This is a genomic window from Gilliamella intestini, assembly GCF_900094935.1.
GTDB lineage: Bacteria > Pseudomonadota > Gammaproteobacteria > Enterobacterales > Orbaceae > Gilliamella > Gilliamella intestini.
On record NZ_FMBA01000053.1, the window covers coordinates 1 to 14,562 of the forward strand.

At 33.7% G+C, this 14,562-nt stretch carries 13 protein-coding genes; all 13 read left to right on the forward strand.

All coding sequences use genetic code 11. From position 1 onward, the window contains the following. Positions 1-360 (forward strand): transposase (locus GA0061080_RS12940; protein ID WP_245174493.1); only part of this gene is annotated, 360 nt, incomplete at its 5' end. 117 nt (positions 361-477) lie between these two features. Then, on the forward strand, positions 478-684 hold the full coding sequence (locus GA0061080_RS10350) for a YheU family protein (protein ID WP_065637171.1): 207 nt from the start codon (positions 478-480) through the stop codon (positions 682-684). 85 nt (positions 685-769) lie between these two features. Continuing rightward, positions 770-1,399 carry a cAMP-activated global transcriptional regulator CRP gene (crp, locus tag GA0061080_RS10355; RefSeq protein WP_091125204.1) on the forward strand — a complete coding sequence of 210 codons (630 nt, stop codon included), beginning with the start codon at positions 770-772 and terminating at the stop codon, positions 1,397-1,399. Positions 1,400-1,449: 50 nt separating this feature from the next. Then, on the forward strand, positions 1,450-2,184 hold the full coding sequence (uppS, locus tag GA0061080_RS10360) for an undecaprenyl pyrophosphate synthase (RefSeq protein WP_091125208.1): 735 nt from the start codon (positions 1,450-1,452) through the stop codon (positions 2,182-2,184). After that, the gene (locus GA0061080_RS10365; protein WP_091125212.1) at positions 2,178-3,020 is read left to right on the forward strand and encodes a phosphatidate cytidylyltransferase; all 843 of its coding nucleotides are present in this window, start codon (positions 2,178-2,180) and stop codon (positions 3,018-3,020) included. The genes uppS and GA0061080_RS10365 overlap by 7 nt, the downstream gene beginning before the upstream one ends. A 13-nt stretch (positions 3,021-3,033) precedes the next feature. Further along, complete coding sequence (gene rseP, locus GA0061080_RS10370; protein WP_091125215.1) at positions 3,034-4,353, forward strand: RIP metalloprotease RseP; 1,320 nt, start codon at positions 3,034-3,036, stop codon at positions 4,351-4,353. 31 nt (positions 4,354-4,384) lie between these two features. Then, the gene (gene bamA / locus GA0061080_RS10375; protein WP_091125217.1) at positions 4,385-6,808 is read left to right on the forward strand and encodes an outer membrane protein assembly factor BamA; all 2,424 of its coding nucleotides are present in this window, start codon (positions 4,385-4,387) and stop codon (positions 6,806-6,808) included. Between the two features lie 36 nt (positions 6,809-6,844). Beyond that, positions 6,845-7,333 carry an OmpH/Skp family outer membrane protein gene (locus tag GA0061080_RS10380; protein WP_167349222.1) on the forward strand — a complete coding sequence of 163 codons (489 nt, stop codon included), beginning with the start codon at positions 6,845-6,847 and terminating at the stop codon, positions 7,331-7,333. Next, positions 7,333-8,361, forward strand: coding sequence for a UDP-3-O-(3-hydroxymyristoyl)glucosamine N-acyltransferase (gene lpxD / locus GA0061080_RS10385; RefSeq protein ID WP_091125224.1), 1,029 nt, complete (start codon positions 7,333-7,335; stop codon positions 8,359-8,361). Before GA0061080_RS10380 ends, lpxD begins: the two co-directional genes overlap by 1 nt. Positions 8,362-8,468: 107 nt before the next feature. Beyond that, positions 8,469-9,770, forward strand: a complete 1,302-nt coding sequence (gene tig / locus GA0061080_RS10390) for a trigger factor (RefSeq protein WP_091125228.1) — start codon at positions 8,469-8,471, stop codon at positions 9,768-9,770. A 91-nt stretch (positions 9,771-9,861) separates the two neighbouring features. Continuing rightward, positions 9,862-10,464 carry an ATP-dependent Clp endopeptidase proteolytic subunit ClpP gene (gene clpP / locus GA0061080_RS10395; RefSeq protein ID WP_091125231.1) on the forward strand — a complete coding sequence of 201 codons (603 nt, stop codon included), beginning with the start codon at positions 9,862-9,864 and terminating at the stop codon, positions 10,462-10,464. 10 nt (positions 10,465-10,474) lie between these two features. Beyond that, positions 10,475-11,749, forward strand: coding sequence for an ATP-dependent protease ATP-binding subunit ClpX (gene clpX, locus GA0061080_RS10400; RefSeq protein ID WP_091125235.1), 1,275 nt, complete (start codon positions 10,475-10,477; stop codon positions 11,747-11,749). A 190-nt stretch (positions 11,750-11,939) separates the two neighbouring features. Beyond that, entirely contained in the window at positions 11,940-14,375 is a 2,436-nt protein-coding gene (gene lon / locus GA0061080_RS10405; protein WP_091125238.1) for an endopeptidase La, read from the forward strand. The last annotated feature ends 187 nt before the right edge of the window (positions 14,376-14,562 follow it).

The window sequence follows — 14,562 nt, forward strand, 5'->3', positions numbered from 1 at the left end:
AAAGTCATCACACGCCATATCTGGGAAGTAGATAAAGAGAAAGCCAACGAGATTCGTTTAAGCCAGTGGGGTAAAAAAGTCTATGCTCGGCGAAAACAGACCATAGAGCGCAGCTTTGCTGACGCTAAACAACATCACGGACATCGCTATGCAAGATTTAGGGGAAGAGCGCAGGTTCAAATGCAGTGTTTATTGGCTGCAACGGCTCAAAATATCAAGAAAATAGCGATAAAGCTATTTTTGTTACGTTTTTTTAGGCTATTTTTTAATTTATTTAATAAAATCCAAATTAAAAATCCTATTTATGGTTTAAATAAAAAAATAACCCCCGAATTATATCGAGGTTTGTCATCAATCTGAAACCACTCTTTGGAGTGGTTTTTTATTAAGTATTAAATATCACTCAATTAGTTATGCTTCATATTATTTAAGGTTTGCTATAAAATAATCGTAATATTTAATTCACTATCATAAAATATGATTATTCCTTGGCAAGACCTTGATCCACAAACATTAAATAATCTAATTGAATACTTTGTATTGCGCGAAGGGACTGATTATGGTTTACAAGAAATATCACTACAAGAAAAGGTTAACAATGTTAAATTTCAATTAGCAAATGGAACGGTAGCCATATTTTGGTCCCAATTGCATGAAACAATTGATATTAAGCAAATTAAATGATAGCTAAAATGATTGTTTATATATGATTTATTGCATAACTTTGTTATAGTGTTATTGTTGTAAATAAAATGGAGAGGTAAGCGTAATGATTGGTAAGCAACAATCGGATACAACGTTAGAATGGTTTTTATCTCATTGTCATATTCATAAATATCCAGCTAAGAGTACCCTTATACATCAAGGTGAAAAAGCAGAAACTCTCTATTATATTTTAAAAGGTTCCGTAGCGGTATTGATTAAAGACGATGAAGGTAATGAAATGATTTTGTCATATTTAAATCAAAATCAGTTTTTGGGTGAATTAGGTCTTTTTGAAGAAAATACCGAGCGAAGCGCATGGGTTAAGGCCAAAACAAGTTGTGAAGTGGCTGAAATTTCATACAAAAAATTTAAACAACTCGTTCAAGTCAATCCTGATATTTTAATGCGCCTTGCTAGCCAAATGGCAAGCCGATTACAAGTAACATCTGAAAAGGTGAGTAATTTGGCATTTTTAGACGTAGCAGGGCGCATTGCGCAAACACTTTTAAATCTTGCTAAACAACCTGATGCAATGACACATCCGGATGGTATGCAAATTAAAATTACACGGCAAGAAATAGGGCAGATTGTTGGCTGTTCACGTGAAACCGTTGGACGAATTTTAAAAATGCTTGAAGATCAACATTTGATTTCTGCACATGGTAAAACGATTGTTGTTTACGGCACACGTTAATTGACTGAATAATAAATTAATAAAATGATTGATACAATACGAGAGATTGCATGACTCAAGAAGAAAGATGTATTCCAAGTCATGTTGCTATAATTATGGATGGCAATGGTCGTTGGGCGCAGAAACGTAATCAATTGCGTGCTACCGGCCATCGAGCAGGCTTAAAAGCTGTGCGAAAAATTGTTGCTTATGCTGCAAGTTTAAAAATAAAAGTTCTTACTTTATACGCTTTTAGTAGTGAAAACTGGAAACGCCCACCTAACGAGGTTTCAGCCTTAATTTCTCTGTTTATTTATGCGTTAAATCGAGAAATAAAAAAATTGCATAAAAATAATGTGCGTTTGAATATTATTGGTGATATTTCTTACTTTAGTGAGCATTTGCAAAACTTGATTGTTTGCGCCCAAAATTTAACTAAGAATAATTCTGGTCTTGTACTTAATATAGCCGCTAATTATGGGGGGCGTTGGGATATTTTACAATCTGCAAAAAAAATGGCTATGCAATTTAAAAACGGAGAAATCACTTTAGATGAAATGACAGAAGAACATTTTAGCTCGGCAATGAGTATGAGCGAATTTCCTGAAGTTGATTTAGTTATTCGTACTGGTGGCGAATACCGAATCAGTAATTTTTTGTTATGGCAAACTGCTTATTCTGAACTCTATTTTACCAATACTTTATGGCCTGATTTTAACCAAACTTTATTTGATGAAGCAATCGATGCATTTAATGCCAGAGAACGACGCTTCGGTGGTATTCATAATAAGGAGCATTCATGTTAATCCATCGCATATTTGCTGCAGTCGTGCTTATTCCGCTTGTGGTAGTAGTTCTTTTTTTTGTTCCATTACCAGTGTTTTCTTTCACCATTATTCTGGTTTGTGGATTAGCTGCGTGGGAGTGGGCTCAGTTTTTTCATATTACTAAGAAGTATTTAAAATTAATTTTTTCTTTCTCAACTGTTATTGTATTAAGTTTACTTTATTTAATACCAAATTCTATTGAATTAAAAATAAAGCTATATACAGTTATTTTATTTTTATCAGTCATATGGTGGTTAATTGCTCTGCTTTTAGTGGTTAGTTATCCAGTTACGGCTAAATATTGGGGTAATTCAGTTGTTATTAAATTATTGTTTGCTTTTTTTACACTAGTGCCATTTTTTATTGGTATGGTTAAATTAAGATCAATTAACTATAATTCTAATTTTTATACAGGCGCAATTTGGTTGCTTTATGTCTTTATGCTAGTATGGGCAACAGATACAGGAGCTTATTTTGTAGGGAGAGCGTTTGGTAAGCGCAAATTAGCTGCAAAAGTCTCACCAGGTAAAACGTTAGAAGGCTTTATTGGTGGGTTTATTTTTGCAATAGGGCTTAGTGTAATAGTTTATATGATAAACCAGTTTGATATCGCATTTAGCGTATTTTTTATTAGCTCTTTGTTAGCAATTTTAGTTTCAGTATTAGGTGATTTAACTGAAAGTATGTTTAAGCGTGAAGCTGGTATTAAAGATAGCGGTCATTTAATTCCAGGACATGGCGGTATTTTAGATCGTATTGATAGTTTAACTGCAGCTGTTCCTGTTTTTGCTACATTAGCTTTTTACTTATTATAAAAGGTAATAGATTTTGTTGTGGTCACTGTTATTATTTATTGTTACCATGGGTATATTAGTTACCATTCATGAGCTTGGACATTTTTGTGCTGCTCGCTTATGTAAGGTCCACGTCGAATGTTTTTCAATAGGGTTTGGTAAAAAACTGTGGTCTCATAAATTTTTAAGTGGAACTGAATTGGTAATTGCTATGATTCCATTTGGTGGTTATGTTAAAATGCTCGACGGTAGGGCAACAGAATTATCAAGTCATAATGAAAAGTTTGCATTTGATAGAAAAAAGATTTGGCAAAAAGCTGTAATTATTGTTGCTGGTCCATTTGCTAATTTTGTATTAGCCTTAATTGCCTATTGGATTATTTTTTGGATGGGGGTAGCGGTTTACCAAGTAAAAATAAAAGATGTAATACCTAACACGCCAGCTGCTACAGCAACAATTCCAGCAGGTGCTGAATTGAAAACTATTGATAATATCAAAATAGAAACATGGAATGATGTTAATTTAGCTTTAATTACAGCAATGGGGAAATCTAATGTAACTTTATCTTATATTGATAATATAGATGGTAGTGTTCAAAAAGAAGTTAAAAAAAGTATCGATATTAACAGTTGGCATTTTGATATAGAAAAAAAATCGGCTATTACTGCATTTGGATTTGTACCTAAGGAGCAGGAAATTTATCCAATTGTAAGCAAAATTGTATCAAAATCGGCTGCAGAGCAAGCTGGTTTACGTGTTGGCGATAAAATTATTAGTTATAATGAGCAACCATATGTAGATTGGAACGATTTTTCTAATACCATTAAAAAAGCTCAAGCAATGACATTACAGATTAATCGAGAAAATAAAGATATTTATCTTAAACTTGTGCCAACTATTGGTATAGATGGAAAAGGCGTCGCTGGTTTGTATCCCACAACCGATACAAAAGTTGTGCAGTATGGTTTTTTAGAAGGTTTTAATAAAGGTATGGCGCAAACAGTATTAACCACAAAGTTAACTGTTCGTTCGCTTTATCAACTAGTAACAGGTGTTATTGGCTTACAACATTTATCAGGGCCAATAACAATAGCAAAAAGCGCAGGACAAACGGCAAGTTATGGTATTACCCCTTACTTATACTTTTTAGCTTTTATTAGTATAAGTTTAGGTGTTATCAATCTTGTTCCATTACCTATATTAGACGGAGGACACCTTGCTTTTTTATTATTTGAAAAGATAAGAGGTGAAGCTTTATCAAATAAATCACAAGAGCGTTTTTTTCGTATTGGATTTGTTTTATTAATGGTAATAATGGGAATTGCGCTATTTAATGATATTTTACGATTGTGATGGGATGAGATGAGGTTATAAAACATTTACGATGAAAATAAATAAATTACTAATAGCATCTTTGCTGTTCAGTGCTACAGCTGTATATAGCTCCAATGCATTTTGTATTGATGATTTTGTAGTAAAAGATATTGAATTTGAAGGTTTACAGCGTGTCACTCTTGGAGCTGCATTACTTGAAATGCCAATCCAAGTTGGTGACTATGTTAATGAAGCTGATTTAGGTCGCATTGTCAAATCACTTTATTCTAGCGGTAATTTTGATAATATTACCGTTTCTCGTGATGGGGATCGGCTAATTATTCATGTTGAAGAACGCCCCACTATTGCAAGTATAACGTTTTCTGGTAATAAATCAGTTAAAGATGACATGCTTAAAAAAAACCTAGATAGTTCTGGTATTCGTGAAGGCGATGCGTTAGATCGTACCATGCTTTCAGGCATAGAAAAGGGCTTAGAAGATTTTTATTACAGTATTGGTAAATACAATGCTCAGATTAAAGCTGTTGTAACTCCGTTATCTCGTAATCGTGTCGATTTAAAATTAGTTGTTGCTGAAGGTAAATCAGCAATAATCGATCAGATTAATATTGTTGGTGCTAAAGCTTTTTCGTCAGAAGAACTTATTTCGCGTTTTACTTTGCGTGATGAGGTGCCTTGGTGGAATATGCTTGGCGATCGTAAATATCAAAAACAAAAATTAGCCTCGGATCTAGATGAATTGCAAAGTTTTTACTTAAACCGTGGTTATGCTCGTTTTAATATAGAATCAACACAAGTCAGCTTAACACCAGATAAAAAAGGCATTTACGTTACAATCAATATTCATGAAGGCGAGCAGTATAAGTTATCTCAACTTGAATTGATGGGTAATTTTGCAGGTCATAAAGAAGCAATTACCAAAATTGCTAATGAAAAAGTATCAATTGGTGAGCTTTATAACGGTAAAAAAATTACCGAAATTGAAGATAATGTTAAGCGCTTGCTAGCTAATTTTGGTTATGCATATCCTAGAGTATCAATTCAACCTGAAATGGATGATACAGAACATACTGTTAAGTTAGTTGTTTTTGTTGATGCAGGTGAACGCTTTTATGTTCGTAATATTAAAATAGTCGGTAATACCGTAACAAGCGAAAGCGTAATCCGCCGTGAACTTCGACAAATGGAGGGATCTTGGTTAAGTAATGGATTAGTTGAGTTAGGTAAAGAACGTTTAAGTCGACTAGGTTTTTTTGATACAGTTGAAGCAAATACTGAACGAGTAGCTGGATTTGATGATCAAGTTGATATTATTTATAAAGTTGCTGAACGTAATACTGGTAGTATCAAATTTGGTGTTGGTATAGGTTCTGATAGTGGTGTTAGTTTTAATGCAGGTATTTCTCAAGACAACTGGTTAGGTACAGGCAATAGTGTTTCATTTGATGTTAACACTACAGATACTGATAAAACGGCATCTGTTTCTATCGTTGATCCTTATTTTACCGTTGATGGTGTAAGTTTAGGCGGTAGTATTTATTATAATACCTATAAAAATGATGATAAAGATGATGAGTCAGAATATTCAAGTAAAACTTGGGGCGCATCGGCTAATTTAGGATTCCCAATTAGTGAAAATAATTTTGTTCGTTTTGGAACTGAATATGCCAACCATAAGTTATCCGATATGCAAGCGCAATACGGCATGTGGCGTTATTTTAACTCTATGGGTGAAAACCTTAAAGATAAAAATTCTGTTTCTTTTAAAACGGATGATTTATTATTAAATGCTTATTGGACATATAACTCTTTAGACCGTGGATTTTTTCCTACTGATGGACTTAAAATGACTACTAGTGCTAAAGTTTCAGTTCCTGTGTTTGATAATCGATTCTATAAATTAGTTTCAGATCTATCTTACTATTATCCTATTGATAATGACCATAACTGGGTTTTCTTAACTCGTGCTCGATTAGGTTATGGCGGTGGTTTCGGTGGTAAAGAGTTACCTTTTTACGAAAACTTTTATGCTGGTGGGGCATCAGTACTACGTGGGTTTAAATCAAATACTGTTGGTCCTAAAGCTGTATACCTTAATAAAACAAGTGTTTGTGATAGCTTAAATAACACATCAGGTTGTACAAAATCAAAAGATGCTGTAGGTGGTAATGCGATTGCCTTTGCTAGTGCAGAGCTAATTGTTCCAACGCCATTTGCAGGCGAGAAATATGCTGATAATATTAGAACATCACTATTTTTTGATGCTGGTACTGTATGGGATACAAAATGGAGCTTAAAAGAAAATAATATCCCTGATTATAGTTCTCCATCAGATGTTAGAATGTCCACAGGTATTGCTGTGCAATGGATGTCACCATTAGGTCCTTTGGTCTTTTCTTATGCTCAACCATTAAAAAAATATAATGGTGATTCAGCGCAACAGTTCCAATTTAATATAGGCTCTACATGGTAATTCCGTGTTATAAATAAAAATAAATAGGTGATTAAAGTGAAAAAAATTATATCTGTTCTTTGTGTTAGTCTAGCATTGCTTTTTTCAAGTTTTGCAAATGCTGAAGTTAAAATTGGAGTAGTTGATGTTATGTCAGTATTACAACGCATGCCTCAACGAGAATCTGTCGCTAAAGCATTAGATAGTGAATTTGAAGGGAGAGCTAAGTCGTTACAAGCTGATGAAAAAAGGGCCAGTGAAGCTACAGCTCGTCTAAAAAAAGATGGTTTAACATTATCTTCTTCTGAAAAAAGTAAATTAAATAGGACAATTTCTGATTTTGAAAATAAAGCTAAGGCATTTTCTGGAGATTATCAGAGACGCCAAAAAGAAGAATTTGGTAAATTATTAGCTAAAATCCAAGAAGCAGTAAAAGATATTGTTGAAACAGAAAAATACGATATTATCTTAAATGCTGAAACAGTACTATCTGCTTCAGATGCAGTTAATATTTCAGATAAAGTACTGGAACAGGTTAAAAAATAATGTTTTCCTTTCGTTTAGAGCAGTTGGCTAAGCAAATAGATGCTAAGTTACATGGTGATGGTAATTTAACCATCACTGGTATAGCATCAATGAAAAGTGCAGTATCAGGTCAAATCACATTTTTGTCTGATAAAAAGTTACAAAATAATTTATTAGAATGCAAAGCTTCTGCTGTGGTAATGGCAGAAGAAAGCCTGAAATATTGGCATGGTGCAGCTCTGATAGTAAAAGATCCATACCTAGCATATGCAAAATTAGCTCAATGCCTCGATACAACACCTACTCCCGCCAAAGATATAGCAACATCGGCAGTGATTGATTCGACAGCTCGATTAGGCAGTAATGTTGCTATTGGTGCTAATGCAGTTATCGAAAGTGGTGTGATATTAGAAGATAATTGTATTATTGGTGCAGGGTGTTTTGTTGGAAAAAATACAACAATTGGTGCGGGTACAAAATTATGGGCTAATGTCTCTATTTACCATAATTGTGTTATTGGTGAAAATTGTTTAATCCAATCAGGAACTGTAATTGGTGCAGATGGATTTGGTTATGCTAATGATAAAGGTAAATGGATAAAAATCCCTCAATTAGGTCGTGTTGTTATTGGTAATAATGTTGAAATAGGGGCATCAACAACAATTGATCGTGGTGCCCTTGATGATACTATTATTGGTAACGGCGTTATTATTGATAATCAATGTCAGATTGCTCATAACGATATTATTGGTGATCATACCGCAGTTGCTGGAGGTGTCATTATGGCTGGCAGTCTAACTATTGGTCGTCATTGTTTAATTGGTGGTGCTAGTGTTATAAATGGGCATATGGAAATATGTGATAAAGTTACTATAACTGGTATGGGAATGGTAATGCGCCCAATTAGACAGCCTGGCGTTTATTCATCAGGTATTCCATTACAGGAAAATAAATTATGGCGAAAAACAGCTTCATTGGTTTTACATATTGACGAAATGAATAAACGTTTAAAGGCACTTGAGAAGAAACAATTAAATGTCTCGACGTAGAGGGTTGCGGTCGGTATAATGCACGCCTATTTTTTAATTTTTTAGCTCAGTTATCGTTTTTATATAATTATGGGCAGATAATATACAATAATTTCGAGGTATTAAAGATGCAAGTTTCGGTAGAAACAACACAAGGTTTAGGTCGGCGTTTATCAATTACAATTAAAGCAGAAGATATCACAAAAGCAGTTAATAAAGAACTGATTAATACCGCAAAAAAAGTACGTATTGATGGTTTTCGTAAAGGAAAAGTTCCTTTAAAAATTGTTGAGCAACGTTATGGAGCTTCTATTTTACAAGATGCATTAAGTGACTTAATGCATCGAAATTTTATTGATGCAATTATTCAAGAAAAGTTAAACCCAGTGGGTGCTCCAACTTATATTCCTCAAGAATATAAAAATGGTGAAGATTATACTTTTACTGTTGAATTTGAAGTCTATCCAGAAATCAAAGTTGAAAATTTAGATAAAATTGAAGTTGAAAAACCAGTTGCACAAGTTGCTGATGCAGATATTGAAACGATGATCGAGACTTTACGTAAACAACAAGGTACTTGGAAAGTGGTTGCTCAAGCCGCAAAAGAACAAAATCGAGTGACGTTAGATTTTTTAGGTAAGGTTGATGGTGTTGAATTCGAAGGTGGTAAAGCGGATGATTTTGCACTAGTGTTAGGCCAAGACCGAATGATTCCGGGATTTGAAGATGCAATTATTGGTCATAAAGTAGGTGATCAATTTGATATTAATGTGACTTTCCCAGAAGACTACCATGCTGAAAATTTAAAAGGTAAGGCTGCTATATTTGCCGCAACACTTAAAAAAGTCGAAGAACTTCAATTGCCAGAGCTTACTGAAGAAGTCGTTAAACGTTTTGGTATTGCTGATGGTACGATTGAAAGTCTACGAACTGAAGTCCGTAAGAATATGGCAAGAGAGCTTAATGCAACAATTCGTAATAAGGTCAAAATACAAGCAATTGATGGTTTAGTTAAAAATAATGAATTTGATATACCTAGTGCATTAATTGATCGCGAAGTTGACGTATTACGCCAACAAGCAGTATCTCGTTTTGGCGGTAATGTAAAACAAAATATAGCGTTACCGAAAGAATTATTTGAAGCTGAGGCTAAAAAACGAGTTGCAACAGGATTACTATTTAGTGAAATCATTGAAAGTAATAAATTAACTGCAGATGAATCACGTGTTCAGGCATTAATTGACGAAATTGCAACTGCATATGAAGATCCAAAAGAAGTTTTAGAATATTATCGTAAAGATAAAAAGGCAATGGATAATATTCGATCTGTAGCATTAGAAGATCAAGTGGTTGATCTATTATTAGCTAGCGCAAAAGTAACAGAAAAGAATTATTCATTTTCTGAATTAATGAACCAGCAAATAGCCTAATTCATTTGCTTTTTATTTAATTTTAAAAAATTACTTTAGAGCCCAAATAAGGATTGTCTGTTTGGGCTATTTTATTAATTAGGAGATAAAAATGCCTTTAGAATCATGTATGGGTGTTATTCCAATGGTTGTTGAGCAAAGCTCTCGTGGAGAACGAGCTTTTGATATTTACTCACGATTATTAAAAGAACGAGTTATATTTTTGACTGGTCAAGTTGAAGATAATATGGCAAATCTTATTATTGCTCAAATGATATTCCTAGAAGCTGAAAATCCTGATAAAGATATCTATTTGTATATTAATTCACCAGGAGGTGTTGTAACAGCCGGCATGGCTATTTATGACACAATGCAATTTATAAAACCTGATGTTAGCACAATTTGTTTAGGTCAAGCGTGTTCAATGGGGTCATTGCTTTTAACAGCTGGTGCCAAAGGTAAACGTTATTGCTTACCTAATGCGCGAGTAATGATTCATCAACCGCTAGGTGGTTTCCAAGGTCAGGCTTCAGATGTCCAAATACATGCACAAGAAATTTTACAAGTAAAACATCGTCTAAATAATATTTTAGCAATGCACACCGGTCAAGATATTAGTGTGATTGAAAAAGATACCGACCGTGATAATTTTATGTCTGCCGATAAAGCGGTTGAATATGGTTTAGTTGATGCCATATATAGTAAACGATCTTAATATTAGATAGGTGGTAAAAGTGAATAAAGAAAGTTCAGAAAAATTACTCTATTGTACTTTTTGTGGTAAAAGTGAGCATGAAGTCCGTAAACTTATTGCTGGCCCATCATCTATTTATATTTGTAATGAATGTATAAGATTATGTAATGACATCTTAAAAGAGGAAACAAAAAGTTTTCTTTCTCATGAAGAGTTTATTAGTAAACCATTACCAACACCACATGAAATTAGAGAGCATCTTGACGAATATGTAATTGGTCAAGAACGAGCAAAAAAAGTTTTGTCTGTGGCAGTTTATAATCATTACAAGCGATTACGTAGCTATTCAAGCGACAGTGATGTTGAATTAGGTAAAAGTAATATTTTGCTGATAGGACCTACAGGTAGTGGTAAAACGTTATTGGCTGAAACATTAGCTCGTTTTTTAGATGTGCCTTTTGCAATGGCGGATGCTACAACATTAACTGAAGCCGGCTATGTTGGTGAAGATGTTGAGAATATTATTCAAAAACTATTACAGAATTGTGATTATGATATTGAAAAAGCACAGCGTGGCATTATTTACGTTGATGAAATTGATAAAATTTCGCGAAAATCAGATAATCCATCTATCACTAGAGATGTATCAGGTGAAGGAGTTCAACAGGCTTTATTGAAAATTATTGAAGGTACTATTACTTCAGTTCCACCAAAAGGTGGACGTAAACATCCACAACAGGAATTTTTGCAAGTTGATACATCAAAAATACTGTTTATTTGTGGTGGAGCATTTAGTGGTTTAGATAAAGTTATCGAAAATCGTGTGTCAACTAACACGGGAATAGGCTTTGGTGCTGATGTAAAAAGTACCAAAAATAAAGTTTCCGAATCCGAATTATTAGCAAAAATTGAGGTTGAAGACTTAGTCAAGTTCGGTTTAATTCCTGAATTTATAGGAAGATTACCAGTTATTGGTACACTGTCTGAACTAGATAAAAATGCTTTAATCAGTATTTTGACAGAGCCTAAAAATGCGCTGACTAAGCAATTTCAAACTTTAATTAAGTTAGATAATGTTGAACTCGAGTTTACTAAAGAAGCATTGGATGCTATTGCTGTAAAAGCGATGCAAAGAAAAACAGGAGCACGAGGACTACGTTCAATTGTGGAAAATATATTATTGGACACAATGTATGATTTACCATCAATGACTACTATTAAAAAAGTGATTGTAGATAAAGAAACAGTTGAACAATCTCAATCGCCTAAATTAGTACCTCTTGAAAATACAGAACTTTCTGCTTAAATATAAGCTTGCCATCATAAACATGATGGCAACAATCATAGACCCAAGTATTATTAGAGTAAAAATCTCATAAATACTATCAATATGTTCCAAAAATAATATATGTTTAAATCCAAAAAGATAGGCTTGAATATCTAAAAATAACCCCAATATTGAACAAATAGATTTGTGCTACATAAGAGAGAATGAAATGAAAATAAAACGAACTAAACACATGACTATGCCTATTTTACCATTGCGTGATGTTGTTGTATTTCCACATATGGTAATCCCTCTCTTTGTGGGTCGAAGTAAATCAATACGTTGTCTAGAAAAGGCAATGGAAATGGATAAGCAGGTCTTTCTTGTAACACAAAAAAAACCTTCTTTAGATGATCCTGATATAGATGATTTATATGAAGTGGGTACTGTGGCTAATGTTTTACAGCTACTTCAATTACCTGATGGGACAGTAAAGGTTCTAGTTGAGGGGATTGAACGGGCTAAAGTAGTTGATGCTGTTGAACAGGAAGGCGATGAATTTTTTATTGCCGAAGTTAAGCCATTAAGCGAAGTAAAAAAAACTGATAATATAAGTGAAGCTATGATTCGCTTAACTTTATCTAATTTTGATGAATACTCAAAGCTTAACAAAAAAGTAACTCAGGAAGTTGTCGATTCTATTCATTTACTAAAAGAACCGTCTCACATAGCTGATTCTATTGCAGCTACGCTATTTTTAAAAGTCGAACAAAAACAAGATATTTTAGTAACAGCTAATCTTGTAAAGCGTTTTGAATTGCTTATTTCATTGATGGAATCAGAAATTGATTTACTACAAATCGAAAAAAATATACGACAACGTGTTAAACAGCAAATGGAAAAAGCTCAAAAAGAGTATTATCTCAACGAGCAAATTAAAGCTATTCATAAAGAGTTAGGTAATATAGATAATAAGCCTGATGAATATGAAGAGTTAAAAGAAAAGATTACCAAAGCTAAAATGTCAAAAGAGGCTACAGACAAAGCATTATCTGAGCTGAATAAACTAAAAATGATGCCAGCAATGTCTGCTGAAGCGACAGTGGTTCGAAGTTATATCGATTGGATGATTCAAGTTCCTTGGTATAAACGTAGTAAAGTTAAAAACAATATTGAAGGCGCACAAAAAGTTTTAGATAAAGATCATTATGGTCTTGAACGTGTAAAGGATCGAATTTTAGAATATTTAGCGGTTCAAGGTCGTGTTAATAAAGTTAAAGGACCTATATTATGTTTAGTTGGGCCTCCTGGTGTGGGTAAAACGTCGCTAGGACAATCGATAGCTAAAGCAACAGGACGACAATATATTCGAATGGCTTTAGGTGGTGTGCGCGATGAGGCTGAGATTCGTGGACATAGACGTACTTACATTGGTTCAATGCCAGGAAAATTAATTCAACGGATGGCAAAGGTAGGTGTTAAAAACCCATTATTCTTATTAGATGAAATAGATAAGATGGCGTCGGATATGCGTGGAGATCCTGCATCAGCATTATTAGAAGTACTTGATCCAGAACAAAATAACTCTTTTAGTGACCATTATTTAGAAGTTGATTATGATTTATCGGATGTGATGTTTGTTGCAACTGCTAATTCTATGAATATTCCTGCGCCATTATTAGATAGGATGGAAGTTATACGTCTTTCTGGCTATACCGAAGATGAAAAGGTGAATATAGCTAAGCAACATTTGATTACTAAACAGATGGAAAATAATGGTTTAAAGTCAAAAGAAATTAGTATTGATGATTCAGCTATTATTGGTATTATTCGTTACTATACTCGAGAAGCAGGCGTACGAAGTTTAGAACGAGAGATTGCAAAAATTTGTCGTAAAGTCGTTAAAAAATTAGTATTAGATAACAAATTGAAAAAAGTAACTGTGACACAAGATAATTTAAAAGATTTCTTGGGAATACAGCGTTTTGATTATGGTAAAGCAGATAATGAAAACCGTATTGGTCAGGTTATTGGTCTTGCTTGGACAGAAGTGGGGGGAGATCTACTTACTATTGAATCAGTAAGTGTATTAGGTAAAGGAAAATTAACCTATACAGGTTCATTAGGTGATGTTATGCAAGAATCAATTCAAACGGCATTGACAGTTGTTCGATCTCGTGCAGAAAAATTGGGTATTAATATTGATTTTTATGAAAAACGTGATATTCATGTGCATGTACCAGATGGGGCAACGCCTAAAGATGGACCTAGTGCAGGTATTGCAATGTGTACTTCATTAATTTCAACGTTAACCGGTAATCCTGTTCGTTCTGATGTTGCAATGACAGGTGAAATAACATTACGTGGCGAAGTCTTACCTATTGGTGGATTAAAAGAGAAGTTATTAGCAGCACATCGAGGTGGAATTAAATCTGTATTAATTCCAATGGGTAATGTTAAAGACTTAGAAGAAATTCCAGATAATGTGAAATCTGAAATTGATATACACCCAGTGAAATGGATTGATGATGTGCTTACAGTTGCGTTACAAAACAATCCATTTGGTATTGAACCAATAAGTCAAGAAATGACATTAAAACGATCAACTAAAAAATCTATAAAGAAGTTAAAAAGTAGTGTTGATAATCCTACTAGCTTAAATTAATTATTTTTAAATTAGAAAAAGATCAACTTTAAGTTGATCTCAGATTGATGACAAAGAACTCGCTTTTTGGCGAGTTCTTTGATCTAATAGAGAGGAGTATAGTAGCTCAAACTTAATCTGACAAACACATATTACTCATCGGCTTTCATTTTAACAAAATGCGTGTCCGATGAGCAAAATAAATTCT